Source organism: Gayadomonas joobiniege G7, assembly GCF_000300815.1.
Lineage (GTDB): Bacteria > Pseudomonadota > Gammaproteobacteria > Enterobacterales > Alteromonadaceae > Catenovulum > Catenovulum joobiniege.
The window spans coordinates 666,051-690,057 of sequence record NZ_AMRX01000001.1; the positions used below are offsets into that span (position 1 = coordinate 666,051).

Here is a 24,007-nt window from a genome sequence, read left to right on the forward strand (position 1 = left end):
GTACGCTAATCAGGTTGCAGTGCTAATGGCATGTGACCTGATTGCATATTATTACTTAAAATGGAAAAGGATTAATAATGTTTAAAAAAGTACTTTTGGCTTCTGTATTGGCTGCCTCATCATTTTCATCAATGGCAAACTGGGTTGGTGGATTAAGTTATGTAAATATGTCTGAAGACGATTTAGACCTCAGCGTGGGCGCTTTAGTAGGTTCAATTTCGTACCAAGTAGAGCAAGAAAACGGCTTATCTATTTTACCAACCTTTAGAGCAGGTTTTGGCATATCAGATGATACTGTATTTGGTGTTGACCTGGAGCTGGACTCTTTTTATGCATTTTCGGTCAGAGGTCAGTATATGGCATCACCAGAATTGTATCTGTTTGTTGAGCCCTCGTATGCCAATGCAGAATTTACAGCGAGTAGTGGCGGCGTTTCAGAAACGGAAGACGATTGGGAGTTTGGTCTTGGTGGTGGGTTAGGCTATAACTTTAGCTCTCAGGCCGCAGTTGAGTTCCAATATGAACAGTACGATGGTACTGATGTGCTAAGTTTTGGTTTAAAAGTAGATTTTTAAAATACTTATATAAATAAGAGAAGCCAGCGGCTTCTCTTATTTAGTCTAGGCTAACGCCTAGGTTGCTCACGCCTTCTGCAAGTGCTTGTGCTTTTAGCGTGGCACAGCTTTCTTTGTTAATGTTTTTTAGCGCCTCAAGGCTGTCTAAAAACTCATTTTGAGTGTCTATCTCCCATTGCATATGCGGATGAGTCAAGGCTTCTTGGCTATGCTCAACTTCGGCATTCATGATTAACATGCGCTCTATAGTTGCTTGCGAAAGCACCGCCGGTAGGGTCACTTCTTTGTGTTTGTATTCGTTGTTTTTATCTAGCAGGTTTAGGGTGGTCAGTAAAGCAACTGCGGCATCAATGGCAGCATATAAACCAATGCTTTCTGATTCTGCGGTTTGCGGGATCGCAGCTTCTAATTTTTCTTGCTGCACTTCCAAGTTAATTTTCAGCTGCTTATTGTATAGGCTTTGCCATAATAAATCGTTTAGCTTTTGTAATACGCTGACATCACCTTCACCGCTAATTTCTTGATAAAGTTGATAGTTAGGCAACATGCGTTCGATAAGCATTAAGTTAAATGCAATTTGTTTTGCCGCAGACAGCGCTCTAATTCGAGCAAAGGTAGAAGGTTTTTTAGTCATTATTATTCTCTTGTTTTTCGGTTTGGCACTGCCAGCAAACTTCGAATGAGGCAGCGTTTTTTTCTCCGCACTGCGGACAAAACCAATCTTGGCCTTGCTGAGAATGCATTGCTTTTTCGATGATTTCAAGCGCACGGGCTTGCTCAGAGTGCTCAACGGTGATTTCTATTTGGATATTCGCTGGGAGTTCACCAATTGCGCCAAATAACGACTCACCACTTAGCTGAGCGGTAATGCCATGCTGCAATAAAAGGCCTTTAATGCAGTGTGCTTGCAGTGAGTTGTCTGTCTGGTATACGAGTGCTTGTTGAGTTTGGTTTGTCATTAGCTTTGTAATTTATCCAGTTGTGTTTGCAAGCTTTGATTGAGCTTTTTGAGATCTTTATTTTCTAAACTTAGTTTGCTCATTTTTTGTTTAGCTTTTTCATCTGTTAATCTAACTTGTTGGATTGCTTCAGAAAGCCGAGCCTGTAATGTACTGATTTCTTGATTTAGTACTTTAATTTCACGCTCTTGTTTTAGTTGTTGCTTACGCGCTTCGTTCAGTTGATATGATGACTCTTCTTGCAGCCGAGTAAAGGCAGACTGGCTTTCTTTTTGGCTGCGTGCGAGTTCTCGCGTTAAAGCGGCATTCTCATCAGCGAGTTTGCTTTTTACACTTTCCAACTCCTGAACCAGTTGCGAGCGTTCGTCCAGCTGGTTCTGACGCCAATTAAGTTGATTGGTTAAATCGTCTAAATGTAGCTTTTTATCTGACTCTAAACTTTTTACTTTTTGTTCGGTAGATTTTAATTGGCTTTGTAAAAGTTTTTGTTGTTCGCTGCTTTGTTTAACTTGCTGCTCCAGGCTTTGACAGACTTGTGCCAATTCTTGGTTTTTTATTTGCTGCTCTTGCAGTTGCGACGCTAAACTTTGTTGTTTTTGCTGAGCTTGGTGCTCAATGACGGCTATCTTTTGTTTTAGATCGGCGCTTTCTTGTTTATAAATTTGTACTAAACGAGTGCAGCTTGCAGAGATTTGACTACGGATATGCTCAAAGTCTTTTTCTAACATATTTTGTAGTGTTTTAAGCTCAGCATCCGCATTTAAACCTGTTTGGTATTGAGACCAAATTTGCTGGCATAGGGGCAGCTCTGAGGCTTCAAATACTTCCGCAAAGTGGTTGCTTTCGACAGCCACTCCCTGAGTTTGCAATTTTAGCCCATATTCAATGACCTTGTTCCTAAAGTTACTCATTTAATGACTCCTTGCTAGAGCAGGTTAGAATCGCTGGGTTCAGCGGCAACTAAGATAACGTTTTAAGCATAGTACACTTAAGTGTTTTATCATGTCACCGACCGCTTCACACTTTATATACAGGGGCTTTAAAATCAGTTAAACGATTAGCTTCGTCTAACACAAGTTCTTTAAAGTCAGCTTCGTGTTGCCAACGCTCCATATCTTGTCGCATCCGGTCTTTTTTGGCGAGCTGCTTTCGCTCATCCAAAATAGCAAGGTGTTTAATTTTATCGTTCAAAGCATGAATCGACGGGTATTGTTGTCTATAGTCAGCTTGTTGAGCATCGGATAAGTGGTCTAACAATACGGTTAAACGTAAAACACCTTCACTAATTTCACACTGTTCTTCTTTCATGGCGCTGCTAATGGTGCGGATGCTTTCTTCTAATCGCTGATTTCGCTGGTTGACCTTTTGCTCTGCCGCTTGTTTTTGTTGTTTTAATTGAAACAACAATTTACCCGCGTAAAAAGCTAATCCAGCTAAAATAAGAATGGCTGCAATAATTAACAAAATAAGCGTGCTCGACATGCTTTACTCCTTAGGGTAACTATTTTCAAAGGCGTCTAATAGGGCTTCATCCTCGTCTAATGTTTCGTCGCTAATACCTAGTTTTTCGGTTAACCAAGCATGTCTATCCTGCTGTTTATTAAAGTAAGCTAGCGCTTGGGCATCAAGCTGTTCTTCGTTATCTAATTTATCTAGAATACTTTGTAAACGGGGATCTGCTTCGATCTGCTCTAGCTCTTGCCAATACTGAGTGCTTTTGTCCTCTTTTTTAGAGGCTTTTTTTACACTTGCCTGAGGTTTAGGTGCTTCAGTTTTTTCTGGTTCAGGTTTAGCCACAGGTACAGTTAAAGGGACAGGTTTTTTACTGCCAACTCTAGGATCCTTTTTATTGTCAGAAGTTGCCTGTGCATTTGTATTTTGTGTGACCGAATGGCGTGAGCCTGATTTTTGGCCTTTGCGTTGTTGGCTTTTTTTGGCTTGTTTATCTAACGGTTTGCCTTTATCTGATTTGGCAACTCCGATTGCACCGGGTTTACGGCTTTTTTTCATTCGCGTCATGTGATTAGAGCTCTGGCAATAATTAAAAAATGAATTTTAACACGCTTGGGTAACAGTAAGCGATAGATGCAAAAGAAAATAAGCGGCGAATGCCGCTTTTTGAAAGAGTATAATAGCTGATTCCCGATCCTTGTGAAGTGTGGCTGCCCTAGCCGAGTTCCTATTTTTGTTGATTCTTCCTTGTTATATTTATTATTGTTGTAATTTTTTATTATTCTTATTAACTCGTCCATCCATGACTTCAATTTGTCCAATAAATTGATTTCCTAGGCTTTATCTTCCTGACGCCGAGTATACTAGACAGTTAGTTTGACACTTGTATTAAACAAATGTGTCAGAAACTTTATACCTGAGATAAAGTTTCTGCAAGTTTTTTAGTGTAATCCGCTAATATAATGTGACAGCACTTCAATATCTTTATCTGACATCTTGCTCGCAATGTCGCGCATCATGCCGTTTAAGTCATTGTAGCGCTCACCACTTCTAAAGGCTTTTAATTGGTTCGCAATATAGTCTGGGTGTTGGCCAGATAATTTCGGGAAACCGGCTAAGCCCATGCCTTGGCCATTAGGACCATGACAGGCAGTACATCCAGGCAAACCGCGTTTGGCATCACCCGCGCGATAAAGTTTTTGGCCTGCTGCAACATATTCTTCTGGTGTCGAACCTGGCGTTCCTTTTTGCTCAGAAAAATAAACAGCTAAGTCTTTCATATCTTGGTCATTTAAACCAGCGACCATACCGGCCATAATCGCATTTGGGCGTCCATCTTCAGCGGTCGCGCCGGCTTTAAAGTTTTTTAATTGTTTGTAAAGATACTCAGGGCTTTGACCCGCCAGTTTAGGGTTGGCAGGAATAACGCTGTTGCCGTCGGCATTATGACAAGCGGCACAGGTAACTGATTTGGTTTTTCCGGCCTGCGCGTCTCCGTCAATTGTTGAGGCCTGGCTTGTCGCACTTAGGCCAACAAACATGGCTAAAGCAATTGCACTTTTCTTCATGGCTGTGATTCTCGTTTGTGTTATTTAAATCTGTTGTAAAGGCTATCTAATTATTATAGATAAAATATTGCCCTATTTTACACAATTAACGTGCGGGTGAAAGCACATCCGAGCAGGATTTGACCTAAAACAAACTTTATTCCATAAAGATCAGCAAATAAAGGTGACCACCCCAGACGATCATCGCCGTTAATAAACTTAATGCTACAGCGGCAGATGCCATATCTTTGGCACGACCAGCGAGTTTATGATGCTCTAAACTAATGCGATCGACCGTCGCCTCAATGGCTGAATTTAGTAACTCCACAATTAAAACTAAAATTAAAACCGAAACAAGCGCAACAAATCGAGTCAGTGAGTCACTGGTAAAAAATGCCAGTGGTATTAACACTAAAACCAAAATAAGTTCTTGCCGGAATGCTGCTTCGTGTTTAAAAGCGGCTTTTAAGCCTTTAAATGAGCAAGTGGCTGCATTTATAACGCGCGAAAAGCCTGTCCCGTTTGGTTTAAAAGTTTTGGCTGTGCTTTTTTGATTCATCTTAGGTATTCTAGTGATTAAAAAACCATACTAGTTTCGATGATCTGGACATGGGTTACAATAAAAGTTTAATGACATTGTCATGACAAGGGGGCGCATATTAGCCAAGCATTTTTAGTACCTGCAAAGTTTTGCGAGGTTGAAGAGACAATTAAAAATAGTCGTTTTATTACTCAAATCTTTAAGGTGACAGATGCAGAACATGCTCGCCAGATCATCGCTCAACAAAAAGAAACTTATGCCGATGCGCGCCATGTATGCAGTGCGTTTGTCGCCGGCCCGCCAAGTGACTCAGCGCAATACGGTTTTTCAGACGATGGTGAGCCGGGCGGGACGGCAGGTAAACCCATGTTCGCTGTTTTGCAAGGGGCAGGGCTGGGGCATGTACTGGCCATATCTATTCGTTATTTTGGCGGCATTAAACTGGGTACTGGTGGTTTGGTTAAGGCATATGCCGGTGGTGTAAAAAAGGGTCTACTTGAGTTAAAAACTGAGCAAATGGTTCCTATGCATGACTATCGTCTGGTTTGCGGGTATCATCATTTAGATCGCATCGAATATTGGCTAAATGAACTTGATGGTCATATTTTAGATACTGAGTACTCAGATAAACTTGTGATTAAGCTAGCGTTAAGTGAAGCTAGTTATGATCATTTACAAAACAAACTCAATGATCTGCAGTTGCAGCTGCAGGCATCGGACGCTTAAACTTTTTATGAAATATCGCGCAATAATAAGAATATTAGGCATTTTGGTGGGTATATTCAGCTTTACTATGCTGCCACCCGCTTTAGTGTCGTTAATTTATAAAGATGGCGGTGGTTTAGCTTTTATTTTGGCTTTTATCGTGAGTTTAATTTGTGGTTTGTTTTTATGGTATCCCAACCGCAAACAGGTTAGTGAATTAAAAGCACGAGAAGGATTTTTAATTGTGGTGCTGTTTTGGGTCGTGCTGGGCTTAGCCGGGGCTTTGCCTTTTGCATTTTTAGATTCGCCGAGTATTAGTACACCCGATGCAATATTTGAGAGTTTTTCTGGTTTAACCACTACAGGGGCTACCGTTTTAACCGGTTTAGATTTTTACCCTAAAGCGGTACTTTTTTATCGCCAGCAATTACAGTGGTTCGGTGGTATGGGGATCATTGTATTGGCGGTGGCCATTTTGCCTATGTTAGGCGTTGGTGGTTTGCAGTTGTATAGAGCCGAAATTCCAGGCCCAGTAAAAGATTCAAAAATGACACCTCGTATTGCTGATACAGCTAAACATTTGTGGTTTATTTATTTATCTATCACTGTACTCTGTACCTTAGCCTATTGGGCTGCGGGCATGAGTTTTTTTGATGCCATTTGCCATGCATTTTCAACCATTGCGATAGGTGGGTTTTCGACCCATGATGCCAGTATGGGGTATTTTGATAACCCGGTGATCAGTTGGATTTGCATCGTATTTTTAATTATTTCGAGTGTTAACTTTGCGCTGCACTACGGGGTTATCAAAAGCCGTAATATCTTAAATTATTTTAAAGATACTGAGTTTAAAGCTTTTTTGGCTATTCAGGGTTTAGTGTTATTAATCTGTTTTGTTATTTTGTGGTCTCAAAGTGTTTATTCAACCCCTGAAAAAGCCTTTAACGAAGCCGCATTTCAGGCGGTTTCTTACGCATCTACAGCCGGGTTTGCGACTGAAGATGCTTCTGCATGGCCGCTGTTTTTACCTATTTTATTAATCTTTTCTAGTTTTATTGGCGGCTGCGCTGGCTCAACTGGCGGTGGTTTAAAAGTTGTGCGGGTTGTTTTGCTTTATTTGCAAGGACTACGAGAACTAAACCGTTTGGTTCATCCTAAAGCCGTTTTTTCAATTAAGTTAGGACGACGCGCGTTGCCTGATCGGGTGGTTGATGCAGTTTGGGGATTTTTCTCAGCTTATGCGCTGGTTTTTGTAGTGATAATGATCACCTGTATTGCCTGTGGTCTAGATGATCTCACGGCGTTTTCAGCAACAGCAGCTTGTTTAAATAACTTAGGCCCAGGGTTGGGCGAGGTCGCTAGTAATTATGCCGATATTCCGTCTTCAGCCAAATTGACTTTAGTGATTGCAATGTTGTTTGGCCGCTTAGAGGTATTTACGTTATTAGTATTGTTCACACCAACTTTCTGGCGCTCTTAAAAGAAGATCGCCGAAGGTTGGAAGAGTTTTTCAACGTCGCTAATGTGATTTTTTTCGACTAAAAATAAAACCACATGGTCATTTGATTCAATAACAGTATTGTTGTGGGCGATAATCACTTCATCTTTGCGCACAATTGCACCAATTGTAGTGCCTGGTGGTAATCTAATATCTTTTATCTGTCGGCCGACTACTTTAGACGTTTCTTTGTCGCCGTGGGCAATGGCTTCAATGGCTTCAGCGGCACCGCGTCGTAACGAGTAAACATTCACAATGTCGCCTTTACGAACATAGGTTAAAAGCGCCGAAATGGTGGCTTGTTGTGGCGAGATTGCTATATCTATTTCACCGCCCTGAACTAAATCAACATAAGCGGAATGTTGAATCAGAACCATAGTTTTTTGTGCACCTAGTCGTTTAGCTAACATAGCGGCCATGATATTGGCTTCATCGTCGTTGGTTACGGCGATAAAAACATCGACTTGCTCTATATGTTCTTCATTTAACAGCTCAGGATCTGAGGCATCGCCGCAAAATACTATGGTGTTTTCTAAATGTTCGGAGAGATAGGCGGCACGTTCAGGGTTGCGCTCAATAAGTTTAACTCTGTGGGTCGTTTCTAATTGTCGGGCTAAACCTTCACCTATGTTACCACCTCCAGCAATCATAATGCGTTTATAAGAGGCTTCTAACTTTTGCAGCTCGCTCATGACAGCGCGTATATGTTTAGTGGCGGCAATAAAAAATACTTCGTCATCGGCTTCGATGACTGTCGTTCCGAGTGGTTTAATGGGCCGGCCACGTCGATAAATAGCCGCCACCCGGGTATCTACGTTTGGCATATGTTCACGTAGCGCAGACAGCGCATGACCCACTAACATACCGCCATAATAAGCTTTAACCGCGACTAAGCTGGCTTTGCCGCCGGCGAACCCCATTACTTGTAATGCGCCTGGGTAGTCAATGAGCCGTTTTATGTACTTAGTGACTAGCTGCTCAGGTGAAATAATATTATCGACCGGCATATCATGGTTATGAAACAGCTGAGTTCGGTATTTGGTGTACTGGTGAGAACGGATACGGGCAATTTTATTTGGGGTATGAAACAGGGTATAAGCAACTTGGCACGCCACCATATTGGTTTCGTCGCTGTTGGTCACAGCAACCAATAAATCAGCATCTTCAGCCCCGGCGCGTTTGAGTACATCTGGGTGACTGGCATGGCCGTTAATCACTTGGATATCCAGCTTGTCCTGTAGTTCGCGTAGCCGAATAGAGTTATTGTCGACCAGTGTAATATCGTTTTTATTTTTATTTTCGCCAACCAGATTTTCGGCTAAAGTAGCGCCAACCTGACCAGCACCTAATATTATAATTTTCATACCCTGTTTGCTCTTTGTTAGTCGGACGCTTTTATTAAACGAGCATAATAAAAACCATCCATATTTTGGTTGCCCGGGAGTATCTGCCAGCCTGGATCTTGGAGACTTTCAGTGGCAAATATCGGCAGCAAGCTGGCGTTGTCCTGTCGCTGTAAAAACGCACTAATCTGCTGCTTGTTTTCTTGCGGTAAAATAGAGCAAGTAGCGTACAATAAAATACCACCTGGTTTTAACATGGCCCAGAGATTATGCAAGATCTGTTTTTGCAGTGCGACCAGTTGCGCAATATCTTCAGCTCGGCGTAAATACATAATATCTGGATGGCGGCGAATAACGCCCGTAGCGGAGCAGGGCGCATCTAATAAAATGCGATCATACTGGGTGCCATCCCACCATGTTGTTTGGCTGGCATCACCAGAAATTAAGCGAGCTTTTAGCTTTAGTCGTGTTAGTGTTTTTTCGGTACGAGCTAGTCTCTGCTCGTCTATGTCTAACGCATCTAACTTAGCCACCTCACTGAGCTCTAAAATATGAGCCGTTTTGCCACCCGGTGCAGCACAGGCATCTAAAATAGTTTGTCCGTCTTTTAGTTCCAATAAACGTGCAGCTTGCTGAGCTGCTTTGTCTTGAACTGAGCTGCTACCGGCAAAAAAGCCAGGCAGTTTATCAACATTGCAGGGGGGATCAATTTGCACACATTCGCGCTGCTTAGGGTCTTGTTTAAAGGCGATCTCGGCTTGCGATAATTGCTGACAAAATTCGTCTGCTGTATTGGCTCTGGGGTTGATTCTGAGCCACATTGGTGGCTTTTGCAAACTGGCTTTGGCAATTTTTTTTACGCCTTTAGGATAGGCATCTTTCAACATTTTTTGCAGCCAGTCCGGCAAGGTTTGGCGGATGGTATTTGGGTTAGCCGTTAAGTACTGATTTAATGCACTGGCTTCGCGTTGGTAGTTGCGTAATAGAGCATTGACTAAGGCGCTTAACCCATCTTTATTGAGCACTCGACTGGCTTCCACTGTTTCTGCAATGGCGGCATGTTCGGCCACTCTCTTACTATCGAGTTGATACATGCCAACAGCAATCAAATAGCGAATAAGATTTAATTCTGGTTTGAGTTTAGTGTGGCTTAACTGGTTGATAAAATAATTGTATTTAGGGAAAGCCCGCAATACGGCATAAATAAAATCTTGGCATTGACCTTTACCCGACTCATCTAGATTTTCGGCCAGTCGGGGTAATGCTTGGCTAAGAGATTGTTTGTCATCGATCACTGCTTGAATGGCCAGCGCCGCAACGGCTCGGGTGTTTTTCATTATAATTGTGTTCCTTCGGCAAACCACTCAGCACGGCCATTTAATATATCCGCAGCCTGCTGAGGCTTTTTTCCGGCTGGTTGTAATGTGAGCAACCTGAGTACACCGTCACCTGTTTGCACCTGAATACCAGTTTTATCGGCTGCTAATATAGTTCCTGCCGATGCAGGATTTTTGGGATTGGGTTCAGCGACTGCAGCCAGTAATTTTATTTTGTGCTCGTTGATGGTAAAAAATGCAATCGGCCATGGATTGAATGCTCGCACGTTGCGGGAAAGCTGCTCGGCGCTCAAGCTCCAATCGATTAAGGCTTCTGCTTTAGTTAACTTTTTAGCATAGTTGGCTTCAGCTTCGTTTTGTTTAACCGCAACTGCGCTGCCGTTTTCAATCTGACTTAAGCAAGTTAATAAAGCTTGCGGACCTGCTGATGCAAGTTTTTGATATAAGCTTGCTGAGGTATCCGTCGGTTCGATATCGACACTGTGTTTAAGTAGCATATCGCCTGTGTCTAAGCCTTGATCCATTTGCATAATAGTAATGCCGGTGGTGTTATCGCCCGCCCAGATAGCGCGCTGAATTGGCGCGGCACCGCGCCATCTTGGCAGCAATGAGCCATGCACATTAATACAACCTAATCTAGGTGTGTTAAGAACTGCCGGCGGTAATAATAAACCGTAAGCAACCACGACCATAATATCGGCGTCAATCGCCGCTAATTCGGCTTGTGCTACTTCTGTTTTTAATGTTTCAGGTTGATAAACCGGAATGTTTGCAGCCAATGCGGTTTGTTTAACCGCTGAAGCCTGTAACTTTTTACCACGGCCGGCTGGGCGGTCCGGCTGAGTATATACAGCGACTACCTGGTGCTGAGAGTCCAGTAGCGCACTTAGGTGGTCAGCGGCAAATTCTGGGGTGCCAGCAAAGATAATTTTTAATGGCAAAGCATTTAACTCCTTGGTTTAGCGATTGGCTAAGCGGGCTTCTTTTTCTAATTTTTTGCGGATCATCTGGCGTTTTAACGGCGACAGGTAGTCCACAAATAATTTACCGTTTAGGTGGTCAAGTTCGTGTTGAATGCATATAGCCAATAAACCGTCAGCGGTTAAGGTAAAACTTTCACCGTCAATATTTAGCGCTTTTACAGTCACTTCGTCAGCACGCTCTACTTTGGCATAAACGCCCGGAAATGACAGACAGCCTTCTTCGTGAATTCTGTGGCCTGTCTCGGCAACAATTTCTGGATTGATAAATACCAGTGGCTCGTCTTGATTTTCGCTGCAATCAGCAACAAAAATGCGCTCTGCAACATCTACTTGTGTGGATGCTAAACCAACGCCCTGTGCTTGATACATGGTTTCTAACATGTTGTTGCAGATCTCTTTTACCTCATCGGTAACCTCTGCCACAGGTTGAGCGTTTTTTCGTAATCTTTCGTCTGGGTATTTTAAAACTTGATAAACTGCCATAATCTTATGTATTTTTCACTATAATGAATTAAGCTCGTAACTTATTTCTGTCAATTTAATTTGTATTTTAGCCTTTTCAGGCCAAGATTCATAATAATTAGTCAACAAGGACACCTTATGCATAAATATTTGTGCGGTTTTTTATACATGGTGATCTGTGCGATACCAAGTGTAAGCGCAGATACGTTGCGTTTAAAAAATGATGCGCCCGAACGTTATGTAGTCAAAAAAGGCGACACTCTATGGGATATTTCGTCGGTTTATTTGCAGTCGCCTTGGAAGTGGCCTGAACTTTGGGGTATGAATGAGCAAATTGAAAATCCACATCTTATTTATCCCGGTGATGTTTTAAAACTAGAATATGGCCCCGATGGGCAGCCAAGGTTATTACGTAGTGGGCAAACATTAGGCGCAACTGGAGAAGAAGAGCAAGGCAAAAAAATAGTCAAATTGTCTCCCGGTAAACGTATCGAATATAAAAACTACGAAGCCATCAATACGTTACCGCTGCACTTAATTGCGCCCTATTTAAGCCATGAAATTATTTTATATGAAGCGGATTATCGGGATGCGCCTATGGTCATGGGCGGTGAAACTAATACCAAAAATAAGGTTCAGGGCGATCTCATTTATGGCTCGGGTGCACTAGAAACATTGCAGATGTATGGTATTTATCGGCCGCAAAAAGTGTACGAAATGGGTGGGTTATTAACAGGCCGGACAGCTCATGAGTTGATTTTGGTGGGCACAGCACGAGTGATAAAACGATCAGATAATGATCCTGAATATCCCGCTAAACTAACGGTACTGTCTAGTCGCCGTGAAATTCGTCTAGGTGATAAGTTGATCCCTTTGACAGATGATAAGTCACTGCCGGCGCGGTTTTCGTTACGCAAGCCAGAAAATAAAATCAATGCGAATATTTTAGCGGCATCAAGCAATGTTTCGCATTTTAGTAAACTAGAAGTAGTGATAATCGATGCGGGCCAGCAAGATGGTTTGCAACCTGGGCATGTGCTCGCAGTGCAGAGACAAAGTCCTGAAGTGGTTATGGATGAAGACACACCGCAGTTTTCAGAAGATGCAGGGCGGTTTAGTCGATATTTTAATCAGTTCGACTTGGTGCGGGAATTTGATATGCCATATGAGCAAATTGGTTCTATGGTGGTATTTAAAGTTTATCAGGGGCTGAGTTATGCCTTGATTGTAGATGCGAGTACCGATCTGAAAGTAGGAGATGAAATAACTCTGCCTCATTAATATTTTAATGGGGTGACAAGATGGAAAATATACGCAGTTGGCTTATTATAAGCCAGCTCAGCGGTGTTAAAGTAAGTGAATGGTTGCAACGCTTGGCGCTTGAGCCACTTCATTTGTTATTAGAAAGTTCACCAGAGAGACTTGCTCAACTTGGATTTGATAAAACCCAAAGCACTCAATTATTAAATCCAGATGAGCGCTGGTTAGATTCACAATTTAGCTGGCTGGAAAAATCCTCGCTTCATCACTTGGTTGGCTTTGACGACCCAGACTATCCTGAATTATTAAAACAAATATCTAATCCGCCCTTGGTATTGTATGGTTGTGGTGATTGGTCTTTGGTGCACCAGCCCCAAGTGGGGATTGTTGGCAGTCGCAATGCGTCAAGGTATGGTTTAGATAACGCATTTAATTTTGCTCAGGACTTGTCAAACAATGGTCTTACTGTCACCAGTGGCCTGGCAATAGGAATAGACGCCGCAGCGCATAGAGGCGCGTTAGCTGGCGCTGCAAGCACAATTGCTGTGTTGGGTACCGGCGTTGATAGGGTTTACCCCCCGCGTAATAAATCTTTATACGATACAATAAAAAACGAAGGGCTATTATTGTCTGAGTTTGAACCTGGTACTCAAGTTAGGTCATACTTTTTTCCGCGTCGTAATCGAATTATCTCAGGTTTAAGTAAAGGTGTGCTTGTGGTAGAAGGGGTGCCTAAAAGTGGCTCCCTGATCACAGCTCGTTATGCCGCTGAACAAAACCGAGAGGTCTTTGCGATCCCTGGCAGTATTCACGAAGTTCGTAGTAAAGGGTGCCATGGTTTAATTAAACAAGGCGCTAAGTTAGTTGAAACGACCAAAGACATTCTTGATGAATTGCAAATAGAGCCAAAACAGACATTTTTTCCCTTTGATGATAAAAAAGATGAAAAAAATGACGTTGAAAACTTCACAAGTCAAGAATTGTTGGTTAACTTAGGAAATGAGGTCGTATCAGTTGATGAATTGGTTGCGCTGACTGAGCAACCTATTGATAAGGTCCTTTCACAGTTACTTGATCTTGAATTGCAGGGTTTGGTAGCACCAGCTCCGGGTGGTTATATCCGATTGAGGAGGGAATAAATTATGTTTGATATCCTCATGTATCTGTTCGAAAACTATATTCATAGCGAAACAGAGGTAATGGTTGATCACGACCAGCTAACCGATGAATTGCTAAAAGCAGGTTTTGAACTGGATGAGATTTATAAAGCGCTTAATTGGCTAGAAAAGCTTGCCGATCTGCAAAATGCAGATAGCATTCCTTATTTAACTAAATCAACTTCGGTTGAAAGTGTTCGTATATATACCGAAGAAGAAGTGATGCGGCTGGATCTAGAATGTCGGGGATTTATTCTGTTTTTGGAACAAATTAATGTTCTCGATAGCGAAACCCGGGAAATGGTTATCGACAGAGTAATGGCATTAGACACACCGGAGTTTATCCTAGATGACTTAAAATGGGTCGTTTTAATGGTTCTCTTTAATGTGCCTGGTCATGAAAACGCCTATAACCAAATGGAAGGGCTGGTATTTGAAGAGCCTGACGGTTTGTTGCATTGATGTCTAGTGATGCACAGCTATTTGACTCTATTGAGGAAAAACCTAAATGCCCTGAATGCCAACGCCTGTTGGTGTTCAGGAATGGTAAAGCAGGACCATTTTTAGGCTGTAGTGGTTATCCGGAATGTCGTTATATCAAACCCTTGCATGCTGAACATGATTCCAGTTTAGATAAAGTTATTGATGGCTCTGAATGCCCGCAGTGCAGTGCACCTTTATCTGTTAAACATGGTCGGTTTGGTATCTTTATTGGTTGTAGTCAGTTTCCTATCTGTCATTACACTGAACAAAAAGAGCAAGTGGAAGAAGCAACGACCGAGGTGCAGTGCCCCCAATGTAAAAAAGGTAAACTGCAACGCAAACAAAATCGTTTTGGAAAGTATTTTTATCCATGTGAACGATACCCAGGTTGTAAGTATGCCGTTAACAACCCACCACTGGCAGTGACTTGTGAGCTCTGCCAGTGGCCTGTGATGGTTGAACGTAATTCGAAAACGGGTCTATATTTGCAATGCCCGCAAAAAAAGTGTCAGCATAAACAACAAAAGTTATAATGCTGCTTTTTGTAGTGCGAGCAAGACAATGACAGAAACTTCTCTATATTCACCTGCGATTGCGGCGATTGAGCAAGGCGGGGTAGTTGCTTATCCAACAGAATCTTGTTTTGGTTTAGGTTGTGATCCGAATAATCAAGCCGCAGTGTTAAAAATCCTTGAGCTAAAACAAAGAAATATCAGCAAAGGTTTGATATTAATAGCGCATGATTATTCGCAGCTATTGCCCTTTGTTGATGACGGTGCGATCAGCCAAGATAAACGCTTCCAAGTGTTTTCTCACTGGCCAGGCCCAGTAACCTTGTTGCTGCCGGCTAAACCAAATACGGCAAGGTATTTAAAAGGTGATTTTGATACCATAGCCGTTCGAGTGACTAATCATCCGGTTGCGCGCGAGCTTTGCCGGCAAGCCGATACTGCATTGGTTTCTACCAGCGCAAACCTAGCGGGACAGCCTTCTGCGGTTAGTGCACAGGAAGTGAAAAATATTTTTGCTGAGCAAGTCGATTATGTTTTAGATCAACCCATAGGGCAGCGAACAAAACCGAGTAAAATTTTAAATCCATTAACCGGTGAGGTATTTAGATCGTGAAGCAGCCCGATATACAGCAAGTCATAGAATATTTAAAGCGGTTACAAGATCAGATCTGCCAAGCTTTGGAGCAGGTCGATGGTCAAGCTCAATTTGTTGAAGATGCGTGGCAACGAGAAGAAGGCGGCGGCGGCCGTACTCGGGTATTAGAAAATGGCGCTGTGTTTGAACAGGGCGGAGTGAACTTTTCATATGTGAGTGGCGCGTCTATGCCGGTTTCGGCCACAGCACACAGACCAGAACTGAAAGGCCGCAGTTGGCAAGCTTGTGGTGTTTCATTAGTTATTCATCCAAAAAATCCTTATGCGCCAACTTCACATGCCAATGTGCGCTTTTTTATTGCCGAAAAAGAAGGCGAGCCGCCAGTTTGGTGGTTTGGCGGTGGTTTTGATTTAACCCCGTTTTACCCATTTGATGACGATATAAAACATTGGCACCAAACTGCGGCCGATTTGTGCGCGCCTTTTGGTGACCAGGTTTATGCCGATCATAAAAAATGGTGTGATGAATATTTTTATCTAAAACACCGAGATGAAACTCGTGGAGTGGGCGGGCTATTTTTTGATGATTTAAATGAATGGCCTTTTGAACAATGTTTTGAGTACATCAAGGCGGTTGGTGAAGGGTATGTTAAAGCCTATGTGCCTATCGTAAATAAACGTAAAAACATTGAATATGGTGAGCGCGAGCGTACCTTCCAATTATATCGCCGTGGCCGTTATGTTGAATTTAATTTGGTTTATGACAGAGGCACCTTGTTTGGTTTGCAAAGTGGCGGCCGAACCGAGTCGATTTTAATGTCGATGCCGCCGTTGGCTCGTTGGCAGTATAATTACCAACCCGAGCCAGGTAGCGCCGAAGCGGCTTTATACCAGAAGTATTTAAAGCCGCAAGATTGGCTTAATCAGTATTAATCATATGGGTGGCCAGTTGATAAAAGCTGGCTTGCAATTGTTTTTTTAGCAATTTGTCGGTAACTACATCATCTAATGCCTGATTCATGCAAAGCATCCACATGTCTCGCTGCTTACTATCTATTTTATAAGGTAAGTGGCGTGCTCTGAGCCTGGGGTGCCCATATTTTTTTTCAAATAAAGGCGGTCCCCCTAACCATCCAGATAAAAACTCAAAAAAACGCTCACGAATACTATCCATTGGTTTAGGATGAATCGCCAATAACGGTTTTACGTGTGCGTCATTTTCCATATAATCATAAAAAAGATCCGCTAGGCGTCTGACTTGTTGCTCGCCACCGATCTGCTGATAAGGCGTCGGCGGTGGGGTGGGTTTTTCTGGATTCTTTTTTAATAAATTTTTTAAATTAAACACTAACAATACTCTGAAGGTTTTTCATGAATAAATACGCGGTATTTGGCAATCCAATTATACAAAGCAAGTCACCTATTATTCACCAGGCTTTTGCGCAGCAAACAGGATTGAATTTAGAGTATACCGCTTTGTTGGCGCCGGTGGGAAGTTTTGCCGCCAGTATCGCTGACTTTAAGGCAGCCGGTGGTAAAGGCTGTAATGTCACTATGCCGTTTAAATTAGATGCTTACCAGTTATCGGATGAGTTAAGTTTGCGTGCGCAGTTAGCTGAGGCAGTAAATACCTTAACCTTTAAAGACGGCAAAGTGTACGGCGATAATACCGATGGTGCTGGGTTGATTAATGATTTGCTAATTAATGGTGCCCAGCTTAAAAACAAACAGGTTTTATTAATAGGCTCTGGTGGTGCGGCTAGAGGGGTTATTAAATCGATATTAGACCAAAACCCGGCTGAATTGGTTATTGTGAACAGAACGTTCACAAAAGCGCAGCAACTAGCAGAACACTTTACAGCGTATGGAAATATTATTGCAAAACCAATGGCTGAATTGAATACTAAATTTGATATAGTGGTCAACTCGAGTTCAACAAGTCTAACTGGTGAGTTGCCCGCAGTTTCGGCCTGCGTTTTTAAACCGGGTTGTTTGGCTTATGATATGGTCTATAAAGATGAGACCACATCATTTAACCTATGGGCGCTTGAACAAGGTGCCGCTAAAGCGCTCGACGGCTTGGGTATGTTGGTTGGCCAAGCAGCCGAAAGCTATAAAGTTTGGCATGGTGTAATGCCAGATATTAATCCAGTGATTCAGATGTTACGTGGTTAAGCGGCTCGCCGCTGCGAGCCATTTGTTTAATATACTCATCTTTTAGTTGAACATAATTGTCGGCAGATTGCTTTAAAAATTTTATTTCAGCCTCTGTTAAAGTTCTAGCCTGTTTTGCTGGGCTACCCACATATAAATAACCAGAAGCTAATTTTTTACCAGGCGGGACCAGAGCGCCCGCGGCAATCATGACATCATCGGCAATAATAGCGCCATCCAGAATAATAGCGCCCATGCCAACTAAAACTCGGTTGCCAATATAACAACCGTGAAGCATAGCTTTATGTCCAACAGTCACATCATCTCCAATAATTAGAGGGAAACCATCGGGATTAGTTGGGCTCTGACGAGTCACATGTAAAACTGAACCGTCTTGCACATTCGAGCGCTGACCTATTTTAATATAGTTAACATCCCCTCGGGCAGCAACGAGCGGCCAAATACTTGAATCCTGATCAATAACAATATCGCCAACTAAAACAGAAGACTCGTCTATATATGCCGTATTAGCTATGGTTGGATTGACTCTATTAAAGGATCTAATGCTCATGTGTGTGTCCTAATGATAGCAATTGCGATTAAAGTTTATTGTAATGGCTAAAATATAGCGGATCTAGCCGTATTTTTGCGCAATTTGTAGGAAAATTACACGAACGCAATAAAAATGAAATTTTTCTACAAAAAAGCATTGACGGCACTTAATATCTCTCTATAATGCGCCCCCACAACGCAGCGACACGGCAACAAACGCCGAGAAGCAAAGCGACGCAAGTTAAGCCCAATCGGCTCAAACTAAAAAGTTTTAAACGATTGAAAATAAAGGCTTGACAAGCAACTTGAGAAGCGTAAAATGCGCGCCTCACTTGAGCAGTTTAAAACAAACGCTCAAGCAAAATGTTCTTTAAAAATTTGGTAACCTTATTTATCTGTGTGGGCACTCGCATCATTTGAATAGACAAAAAATTATTCAGTTGATTGAGTGACTAAACAGTCAATTCAGTACGATTGAAGCAAAGATTAAAACTTTTTTTGAAGAGTTTGATCATGGCTCAGATTGAACGCTGGCGGCAGGCCTAACACATGCAAGTCGAGCGGAAACGAGAATAGCTTGCTATTCGGCGTCGAGCGGCGGACGGGTGAGTAATGCTTGGGGATCTGCCTCGTTGTGGGGGATAACCATTGGAAACGATGGCTAATACCGCATAATACCTACGGGTTAAAGAGGGCTTAGGCTCTTGCGACGAGATGAACCCAAGTGAGATTAGCTAGTTGGTGAGGTAATGGCTCACCAAGGCGACGATCTCTAGCTGGTTTGAGAGGATGATCAGCCACACTGGAACTGAGACACGGTCCAGACTCCTACGGGAGGCAGCAGTGGGGAATATTGCACAATGGGCGCAAGCCTGATGCAGCCATGCCGCGTGTGTGAAGAAGGCCTTCGGGTTGTAAAGCACTTTCAGCAGTGAGGAAAGGGTGTTGGTTAATACCCATCATCTGTGACGTTAACTGCAGAAGAAGCACCGGCTAACTCCGTGCCAGCAGCCGCGGTAATACGGAGGGTGCGAGCGTTAATCGGAATTACTGGGCGTAAAGCGCACGTAGGTGGATAGATAAGCTGGTTGTGAAAAACCGGAGCTCAACTCCGGCCGTGCATCCAGAACTGTCTGTCTAGAGTAAGGGAGAGGGGGGTAGAATTTCAGGTGTAGCGGTGAAATGCGTAGAGATCTGAAGGAATACCGGTGGCGAAGGCGGCCCCCTGGCCCATTACTGACACTGAGGTGCGAAAGCGTGGGTAGCGAACAGGATTAGATACCCTGGTAGTCCACGCCGTAAACGATGTCTACTTGCTGTGTGTGTCTTTAAGACGTGCGTAGCGCAGCTAACGCGATAAGTAGACCGCCTGGGGAGTACGGCCGCAAGGTTAAAACTCAAATGAATTGACGGGGGCCCGCACAAGCGGTGGAGCATGTGGTTTAATTCGATGCAACGCGAAGAACCTTACCATCCCTTGACATCCACAGGAGAGCGTAGAGATATGCTTGTGCCTTCGGGAACTGTGAGACAGGTGCTGCATGGCTGTCGTCAGCTCGTGTTGTGAAATGTTGGGTTAAGTCCCGCAACGAGCGCAACCCTTATCCTTAGTTGCCAGCATTTAGTTGGGGACTCTAAGGAGACTGCCGGTGATAAACCGGAGGAAGGTGGGGACGACGTCAAGTCATCATGGCCCTTACGGGATGGGCTACACACGTGCTACAATGGACAGTACAGAGGGAAGCGAACTTGCGAGAGTAAGCGGATCCCTTAAAGCTGTTCGTAGTCCGGATTGGAGTCTGCAACTCGACTCCATGAAGTCGGAATCGCTAGTAATCGCAGATCAGAATGCTGCGGTGAATACGTTCCCGGGCCTTGTACACACCGCCCGTCACACCATGGGAGTGGGCTGCAAAAGAAGTAGGTAGCTTAACATTGGGCGCTTACCACTTTGTGGTTCATGACTGGGGTGAAGTCGTAACAAGGTAGCCCTAGGGGAACCTGGGGCTGGATCACCTCCTTAACGATGCTATTTAAAGTGCTGAGTGTTCACACAGATAAATAAAAAGGTTACCAATTGAAGGTTAAGACTTCTAAAGTCATTTTAGTTATTTTAGGTCTGTCGCTTTACTGGTTAGCACCCCGCATCTCTAAATTAGAGGTGAGGTTGGAATGCCGACTTAGTGTATGCAATTAGACCATGAAGTATAGGTCTGTAGCTCAGCTGGTTAGAGCGCACCCCTGATAAGGGTGAGGTCGGCAGTTCAAGTCTGCCCAGACCTACCAAATCATAAGGTTTGCTCTGGTTAGAGTGCACCCCTCAGATAAAAAAGAGCGGTGAGTCGGCTTGGTTATTTCAAGTCTGCCCAGACCTACCAAAAAATGACACAGTTTCCAAAGTGGGGCTATAGCTCAGCTGGGAGAGCGCCTGCCTTGCACGCAGGAGGTCAGCAGTTCGATCCTGCTTAGCTCCACCACTTTATTTGAATAAACTGAAGATGTTGGCAAACATCCATGAAGTTACAAAAAAACCAAACCGAAAACTTTTATAGTTGTTAGATAGAAGCGTTCAGTTTGGTTTTTTTATCGCTAAAGATAAAAACCTTTGCTCTTTAACAATCTGGATTGTAGTAAATATCTCTAATAGAGAATTAAATTTGTTCAATTTAAAACTGAAACGAGTTTGATCAAGCAAGACCAAGTATTCAATAAACGATGGTGCTTATTGTATAACCTGATAAACATTCGGGTTGTATGGTTAAGTGACTAAGCGTGCACGGTGGATGCCTTGGCAATTGGAGGCGATGAAGGACGTGTTAATCTGCGATAAGCTATGACGAGTCGATAAAAGACGCATGAGTTATAGATTTCCGAATGGGGCAACCCACCCTTTTAGGGTATCTTAATGTGAATATATAGCATTAAGAAGCGAACCGGGAGAACTGAAACATCTAAGTACCCCGAGGAAAAGAAATCAACCGAGATACCGAAAGTAGCGGCGAGCGAAATCGGTGCAGCCGATAAGATTAAGTCCAGCAGAACATTCTGGAAAGTTTGGCCATAGCAGGTGACAGCCCTGTATGCGAAAGACTTAAGCTTACATATTAAGTAGGTCGGGACACGTGATATCCTGACTGAAGATGGGGGGACCATCCTCCAAGGCTAAATACTCCCAATTGACCGATAGTGAACCAGTACCGTGAGGGAAAGGCGAAAAGAACCCCTGTGAGGGGAGTGAAATAGAACCTGAAACCGTGTACGTACAAGCAGTGGGAGCTCTTCGGAGTGACTGCGTACCTTTTGTATAATGGGTCAGCGACTTATATTTTGTAGCGAGGTTAACCGAATAGGGAAGCCGTAGCGAAAGCGAGTCTTAACTGGGCGCTTAGTTGCAAGGTATAGACCCGAAACCCGGCGATCTACCCATGGGCAGGTTGAAGGTTGAGTAACATCAACTGGAGGACCGAACTCACTAACGTTGAAAAGTTAGGAGATGACTTGTGGGTCGGAGTGAAAGGCTAATCAAGCCGGGAGATAGCTGGTTCTCCCCGAAAGCTATTTAGGTAGCGCCTCGGACGAATACCACTGGGGGTAGAGCACTGTTAAGGCTAGGGGGTCATCCCGACTTACCAACCCTTTGCAAACTCCGAATACCAGTGAGTACTATCCGGGAGACACACGGCGGGTGCTAACGTCCGTCGTGAAGAGGGCAACAACCCAGACCGCCAGCTAAGGTCCCAAATACCAATTAAGTGGGAAACGATGTGGGAAGGCTTAGACAGCTAGGAGGTTGGCTTAGAAGCAGCCACCCTTTAAAGAAAGCGTAATAGCTCACTAGTCGAGTCGGCCTGCGCGGAAGATGTAACGGGGCTAAATTGGTAACCGAAGCTGCGGATTTAATCTTAGATTAAGTGGTAGGGGAGCGTTCTGTAAGTGGATGAAGGTGTGTTGTAAAGCATGCTGGACATATCAGAAGTGCGAATGCTGACATGAGTAACGATAAAGCGGGTGAAAAACCCGCTCGCCGAAAGACCAAGGTTTCCTGTCCCATGCTAATCAGGGCAGGGTAAGTCGGCCCCTAAGGTGAGGGCGAAAGCCGTAATCGATGGGAAACGGGTTAATATTCCCGTACTTTTATTGACTGCGATGGAGAGACGGAGAAGGCTAAACTGGCTTGGCGATGGTTGTCCAAGTGAAAAGTTGTAGGTTGAGGGCTTAGGCAAATCCGGGCCCTTAAGACTGAGAACTGAGACGAGTATCTACGGATACGAAGCAGTTGATGCCCGGCTTCCAGGAAAATCTTCTAAGCTTCAGGTCAATAAAAACCGTACCCCAAACCGACACAGGTGGTCAGGTAGAGAATACTAAGGCGCTTGAGAGAACCCGGGTGAAGGAACTAGGCAAAATAGTACCGTAACTTCGGGAGAAGGTACGCCACGTTATTGTGAAAGGCTTAACGTCTGGAGCGAGAGGTGGTCGAAGTAACCAGGTGGCTGGAACTGTTTATTAAAAACACAGCACTCTGCTAATTCGAAAGAAGACGTATAGGGTGTGACACCTGCCCGGTGCCGGAAGGTTAATTGATGGGGTTATCCATATGGAGAAGCTCTTGATCGAAGCCCCGGTAAACGGCGGCCGTAACTATAACGGTCCTAAGGTAGCGAAATTCCTTGTCGGGTAAGTTCCGACCTGCACGAATGGTGTAATCATGGCCACGCTGTCTCCACCCGGGACTCAGTGAAATTGAACTTGCTGTGAAGATGCAGTGTACCCGCGGCTAGACGGAAAGACCCCGTGAACCTTTACTACAGCTTGGCAGTGAACATTGAACCTACATGTGTAGGATAGGTGGGAGGCTATGAATCAGCGTCGCTAGATGTTGTGGAGCCATCCTTGAAATACCACCCTTGTATGTTTGATGTTCTAACCTCGGCCCATCATCTGGGTCAGGGACACTGCCTGGTGGGTAGTTTGACTGGGGCGGTCTCCTCCCAAATAGTAACGGAGGAGCACGAAGGTTGGCTAAGTACGGTCGGACATCGTACGGTTAGTGCAATGGCATAAGCCAGCTTAACTGCGAGACAGACACGTCGAGCAGGTGCGAAAGCAGGTCATAGTGATCCGGTGGTTCTGAATGGAAGGGCCATCGCTCAACGGATAAAAGGTACTCCGGGGATAACAGGCTGATACCGCCCAAGAGTTCATATCGACGGCGGTGTTTGGCACCTCGATGTCGGCTCATCACATCCTGGGGCTGAAGTCGGTCCCAAGGGTATGGCTGTTCGCCATTTAAAGTGGTACGCGAGCTGGGTTTAGAACGTCGTGAGACAGTTCGGTCCCTATCTGCCGTGGGCGTTTGAGAATTGAGGGGGGCTTCTCCTAGTACGAGAGGACCGGAGTGGACGAACCTCTGGTGTTCCGGTTGTTCTGCCAAGAGCATTGCCGGGTAGCTAAGTTCGGAATCGATAACCGCTGAAAGCATCTAAGCGGGAAGCGAGCCCCAAGATGAGTTTTCACAGACCCTAGAGGTCCTGTAGGGCCCTTGTAGACTACAAGGTTGATAGGTTGGGTGTGTAAGTGCTGTGAGGCATTGAGCTAACCAATACTAATTGCCCGTGCGGCTTAACCATACAACGCCAAATGTTTATTGGGTTAAACTCGAAGCGAAAGCGAAAAACAGAATAAAGCGAACAAATTTAAAACTACAATCAAGATTGTGACCAGTTTATGCCTGACGGCGATAGCATTGTGGAACCACCTGATCCATTTCGAACTCAGAAGTGAAACACAATAGCGGCGATGGTAGTGTGGGGTTTCCCATGTGAGAGTAGCACACCGTCAGGCTTCTCCTTCGAAGCCCTGAGTGAATACTCAGGGCTTTTTTTATACCTGC

General features: G+C 44.0%; 23 protein-coding genes, 2 tRNA genes and 3 rRNA genes. 15 read left to right on the forward strand and 13 right to left on the reverse strand.

Annotation, left to right across the window (positions count from 1 at the left end):
• The first annotated feature begins 77 nt into the window (after positions 1-77).
• Complete coding sequence (locus tag C727_RS0103280; protein ID WP_017444203.1) at positions 78-575, forward strand: outer membrane beta-barrel protein; 498 nt, start codon at positions 78-80, stop codon at positions 573-575.
• 40 nt (positions 576-615) lie between these two features.
• Here the strand turns inward: C727_RS0103280 and C727_RS0103285 are convergent, their stop codons facing one another.
• From C727_RS0103285 to C727_RS0103320, 7 genes are all read right to left on the reverse strand, one after another.
• Positions 616-1,209 (reverse strand): YjaG family protein, encoded by a 594-nt coding sequence (locus C727_RS0103285; RefSeq protein ID WP_017444204.1) that lies wholly within the window; start codon positions 1,207-1,209, stop codon positions 616-618.
• Positions 1,202-1,534 (reverse strand): putative signal transducing protein, encoded by a 333-nt coding sequence (locus C727_RS0103290; protein ID WP_017444205.1) that lies wholly within the window; start codon positions 1,532-1,534, stop codon positions 1,202-1,204. Before C727_RS0103290 ends, C727_RS0103285 begins: the two co-directional genes overlap by 8 nt.
• On the reverse strand, positions 1,534-2,445 hold the full coding sequence (locus C727_RS0103295) for a coiled-coil domain-containing protein (RefSeq protein ID WP_017444206.1): 912 nt from the start codon (positions 2,443-2,445) through the stop codon (positions 1,534-1,536). The genes C727_RS0103290 and C727_RS0103295 overlap by 1 nt, the downstream gene beginning before the upstream one ends.
• A 106-nt stretch (positions 2,446-2,551) precedes the next feature.
• A complete protein-coding gene (locus C727_RS0103300) occupies positions 2,552-3,016 on the reverse strand; it encodes a DUF2489 domain-containing protein (protein WP_017444207.1) in 465 nt (154 codons plus the stop codon).
• A gap of 3 nt (positions 3,017-3,019) precedes the next feature.
• Positions 3,020-3,544, reverse strand: a complete 525-nt coding sequence (yihI, locus tag C727_RS17885) for a Der GTPase-activating protein YihI (RefSeq protein ID WP_017444208.1) — start codon at positions 3,542-3,544, stop codon at positions 3,020-3,022.
• 383 nt (positions 3,545-3,927) lie between these two features.
• Complete coding sequence (locus C727_RS0103315) at positions 3,928-4,554, reverse strand: c-type cytochrome (RefSeq protein ID WP_017444209.1); 627 nt, start codon at positions 4,552-4,554, stop codon at positions 3,928-3,930.
• 136 nt (positions 4,555-4,690) lie between these two features.
• Positions 4,691-5,092 (reverse strand): diacylglycerol kinase, encoded by a 402-nt coding sequence (locus tag C727_RS0103320; protein ID WP_017444210.1) that lies wholly within the window; start codon positions 5,090-5,092, stop codon positions 4,691-4,693.
• Between the two features lie 99 nt (positions 5,093-5,191).
• Here C727_RS0103320 and C727_RS0103325 point away from each other — a divergent pair, with 99 nt between their 5' ends.
• Positions 5,192-5,800, forward strand: coding sequence for a YigZ family protein (locus tag C727_RS0103325; RefSeq protein ID WP_026052534.1), 609 nt, complete (start codon positions 5,192-5,194; stop codon positions 5,798-5,800).
• A gap of 7 nt (positions 5,801-5,807) precedes the next feature.
• The gene (locus C727_RS0103330; RefSeq protein WP_026052535.1) at positions 5,808-7,259 is read left to right on the forward strand and encodes a TrkH family potassium uptake protein; all 1,452 of its coding nucleotides are present in this window, start codon (positions 5,808-5,810) and stop codon (positions 7,257-7,259) included.
• Here C727_RS0103330 and trkA read toward each other — a convergent pair.
• Genes trkA through def form a run of 4 tightly spaced genes read right to left on the reverse strand, consistent with a single transcriptional unit; the run spans position 7,256 to position 11,423 of the window.
• Positions 7,256-8,641 (reverse strand): Trk system potassium transporter TrkA, encoded by a 1,386-nt coding sequence (gene trkA, locus C727_RS0103335; protein WP_017444213.1) that lies wholly within the window; start codon positions 8,639-8,641, stop codon positions 7,256-7,258. The genes C727_RS0103330 and trkA overlap by 4 nt on opposite strands.
• A gap of 17 nt (positions 8,642-8,658) precedes the next feature.
• Positions 8,659-9,957, reverse strand: coding sequence for a 16S rRNA (cytosine(967)-C(5))-methyltransferase RsmB (gene rsmB / locus C727_RS0103340; protein ID WP_017444214.1), 1,299 nt, complete (start codon positions 9,955-9,957; stop codon positions 8,659-8,661).
• Positions 9,957-10,898 carry a methionyl-tRNA formyltransferase gene (gene fmt, locus C727_RS0103345; protein ID WP_017444215.1) on the reverse strand — a complete coding sequence of 314 codons (942 nt, stop codon included), beginning with the start codon at positions 10,896-10,898 and terminating at the stop codon, positions 9,957-9,959. Before fmt ends, rsmB begins: the two co-directional genes overlap by 1 nt.
• 18 nt (positions 10,899-10,916) lie before the next feature.
• On the reverse strand, positions 10,917-11,423 hold the full coding sequence (def, locus tag C727_RS0103350; RefSeq protein WP_017444216.1) for a peptide deformylase: 507 nt from the start codon (positions 11,421-11,423) through the stop codon (positions 10,917-10,919).
• Between the two features lie 117 nt (positions 11,424-11,540).
• On the opposite strand from def, the gene C727_RS0103355 reads away from it, so the two are divergent.
• The 6 genes from C727_RS0103355 to hemF are packed head-to-tail and all read left to right on the forward strand — an operon-like array spanning position 11,541 to position 16,341.
• Complete coding sequence (locus tag C727_RS0103355; protein WP_017444217.1) at positions 11,541-12,683, forward strand: LysM peptidoglycan-binding domain-containing protein; 1,143 nt, start codon at positions 11,541-11,543, stop codon at positions 12,681-12,683.
• A gap of 20 nt (positions 12,684-12,703) precedes the next feature.
• Entirely contained in the window at positions 12,704-13,801 is a 1,098-nt protein-coding gene (dprA, locus tag C727_RS0103360; RefSeq protein ID WP_017444218.1) for a DNA-processing protein DprA, read from the forward strand.
• 3 nt (positions 13,802-13,804) lie between these two features.
• A complete protein-coding gene (locus tag C727_RS0103365; protein ID WP_017444219.1) occupies positions 13,805-14,281 on the forward strand; it encodes a DUF494 family protein in 477 nt (158 codons plus the stop codon).
• A complete protein-coding gene (locus C727_RS0103370) occupies positions 14,281-14,835 on the forward strand; it encodes a DNA topoisomerase family protein (protein ID WP_017444220.1) in 555 nt (184 codons plus the stop codon). The genes C727_RS0103365 and C727_RS0103370 overlap by 1 nt, the downstream gene beginning before the upstream one ends.
• A 28-nt stretch (positions 14,836-14,863) precedes the next feature.
• Positions 14,864-15,427, forward strand: coding sequence for an L-threonylcarbamoyladenylate synthase type 1 TsaC (gene tsaC / locus C727_RS0103375; RefSeq protein ID WP_017444221.1), 564 nt, complete (start codon positions 14,864-14,866; stop codon positions 15,425-15,427).
• The gene (gene hemF / locus C727_RS0103380; RefSeq protein ID WP_017444222.1) at positions 15,424-16,341 is read left to right on the forward strand and encodes an oxygen-dependent coproporphyrinogen oxidase; all 918 of its coding nucleotides are present in this window, start codon (positions 15,424-15,426) and stop codon (positions 16,339-16,341) included. Before tsaC ends, hemF begins: the two co-directional genes overlap by 4 nt.
• Here hemF and C727_RS0103385 read toward each other — a convergent pair.
• Positions 16,328-16,756, reverse strand: coding sequence for a group II truncated hemoglobin (locus tag C727_RS0103385; RefSeq protein WP_017444223.1), 429 nt, complete (start codon positions 16,754-16,756; stop codon positions 16,328-16,330). The two genes, hemF and C727_RS0103385, sit on opposite strands and share 14 nt — an antisense overlap.
• A gap of 23 nt (positions 16,757-16,779) precedes the next feature.
• Between C727_RS0103385 and aroE the strand changes: the two genes are divergently transcribed.
• Entirely contained in the window at positions 16,780-17,583 is an 804-nt protein-coding gene (gene aroE / locus C727_RS0103390; RefSeq protein WP_017444224.1) for a shikimate dehydrogenase, read from the forward strand.
• Here the strand turns inward: aroE and C727_RS0103395 are convergent.
• The gene (locus C727_RS0103395) at positions 17,552-18,133 is read right to left on the reverse strand and encodes a gamma carbonic anhydrase family protein (RefSeq protein WP_017444225.1); all 582 of its coding nucleotides are present in this window, start codon (positions 18,131-18,133) and stop codon (positions 17,552-17,554) included. The genes aroE and C727_RS0103395 overlap by 32 nt on opposite strands.
• Before the next feature lie 476 nt (positions 18,134-18,609).
• Here C727_RS0103395 and C727_RS0103400 point away from each other — a divergent pair.
• The 5 genes from C727_RS0103400 (at position 18,610) to rrf (ending at position 23,958) form a co-directional block, all read left to right on the forward strand.
• Positions 18,610-20,137: ribosomal RNA gene (locus tag C727_RS0103400) — 16S ribosomal RNA — on the forward strand.
• A 186-nt stretch (positions 20,138-20,323) separates the two neighbouring features.
• Positions 20,324-20,400, forward strand: a tRNA-Ile gene (locus C727_RS0103405).
• Between the two features lie 115 nt (positions 20,401-20,515).
• Positions 20,516-20,591, forward strand: a tRNA-Ala gene (locus tag C727_RS0103410).
• A gap of 279 nt (positions 20,592-20,870) precedes the next feature.
• Positions 20,871-23,744: ribosomal RNA gene (locus C727_RS0103415) — 23S ribosomal RNA — on the forward strand.
• Positions 23,745-23,844: 100 nt separating this feature from the next.
• Positions 23,845-23,958: ribosomal RNA gene (gene rrf / locus C727_RS0103420) — 5S ribosomal RNA — on the forward strand.
• Together the 16S, 23S and 5S rRNA genes with 2 tRNA genes alongside form the textbook arrangement of a ribosomal RNA operon.
• Positions 23,959-24,007 lie beyond the last annotated feature (49 nt).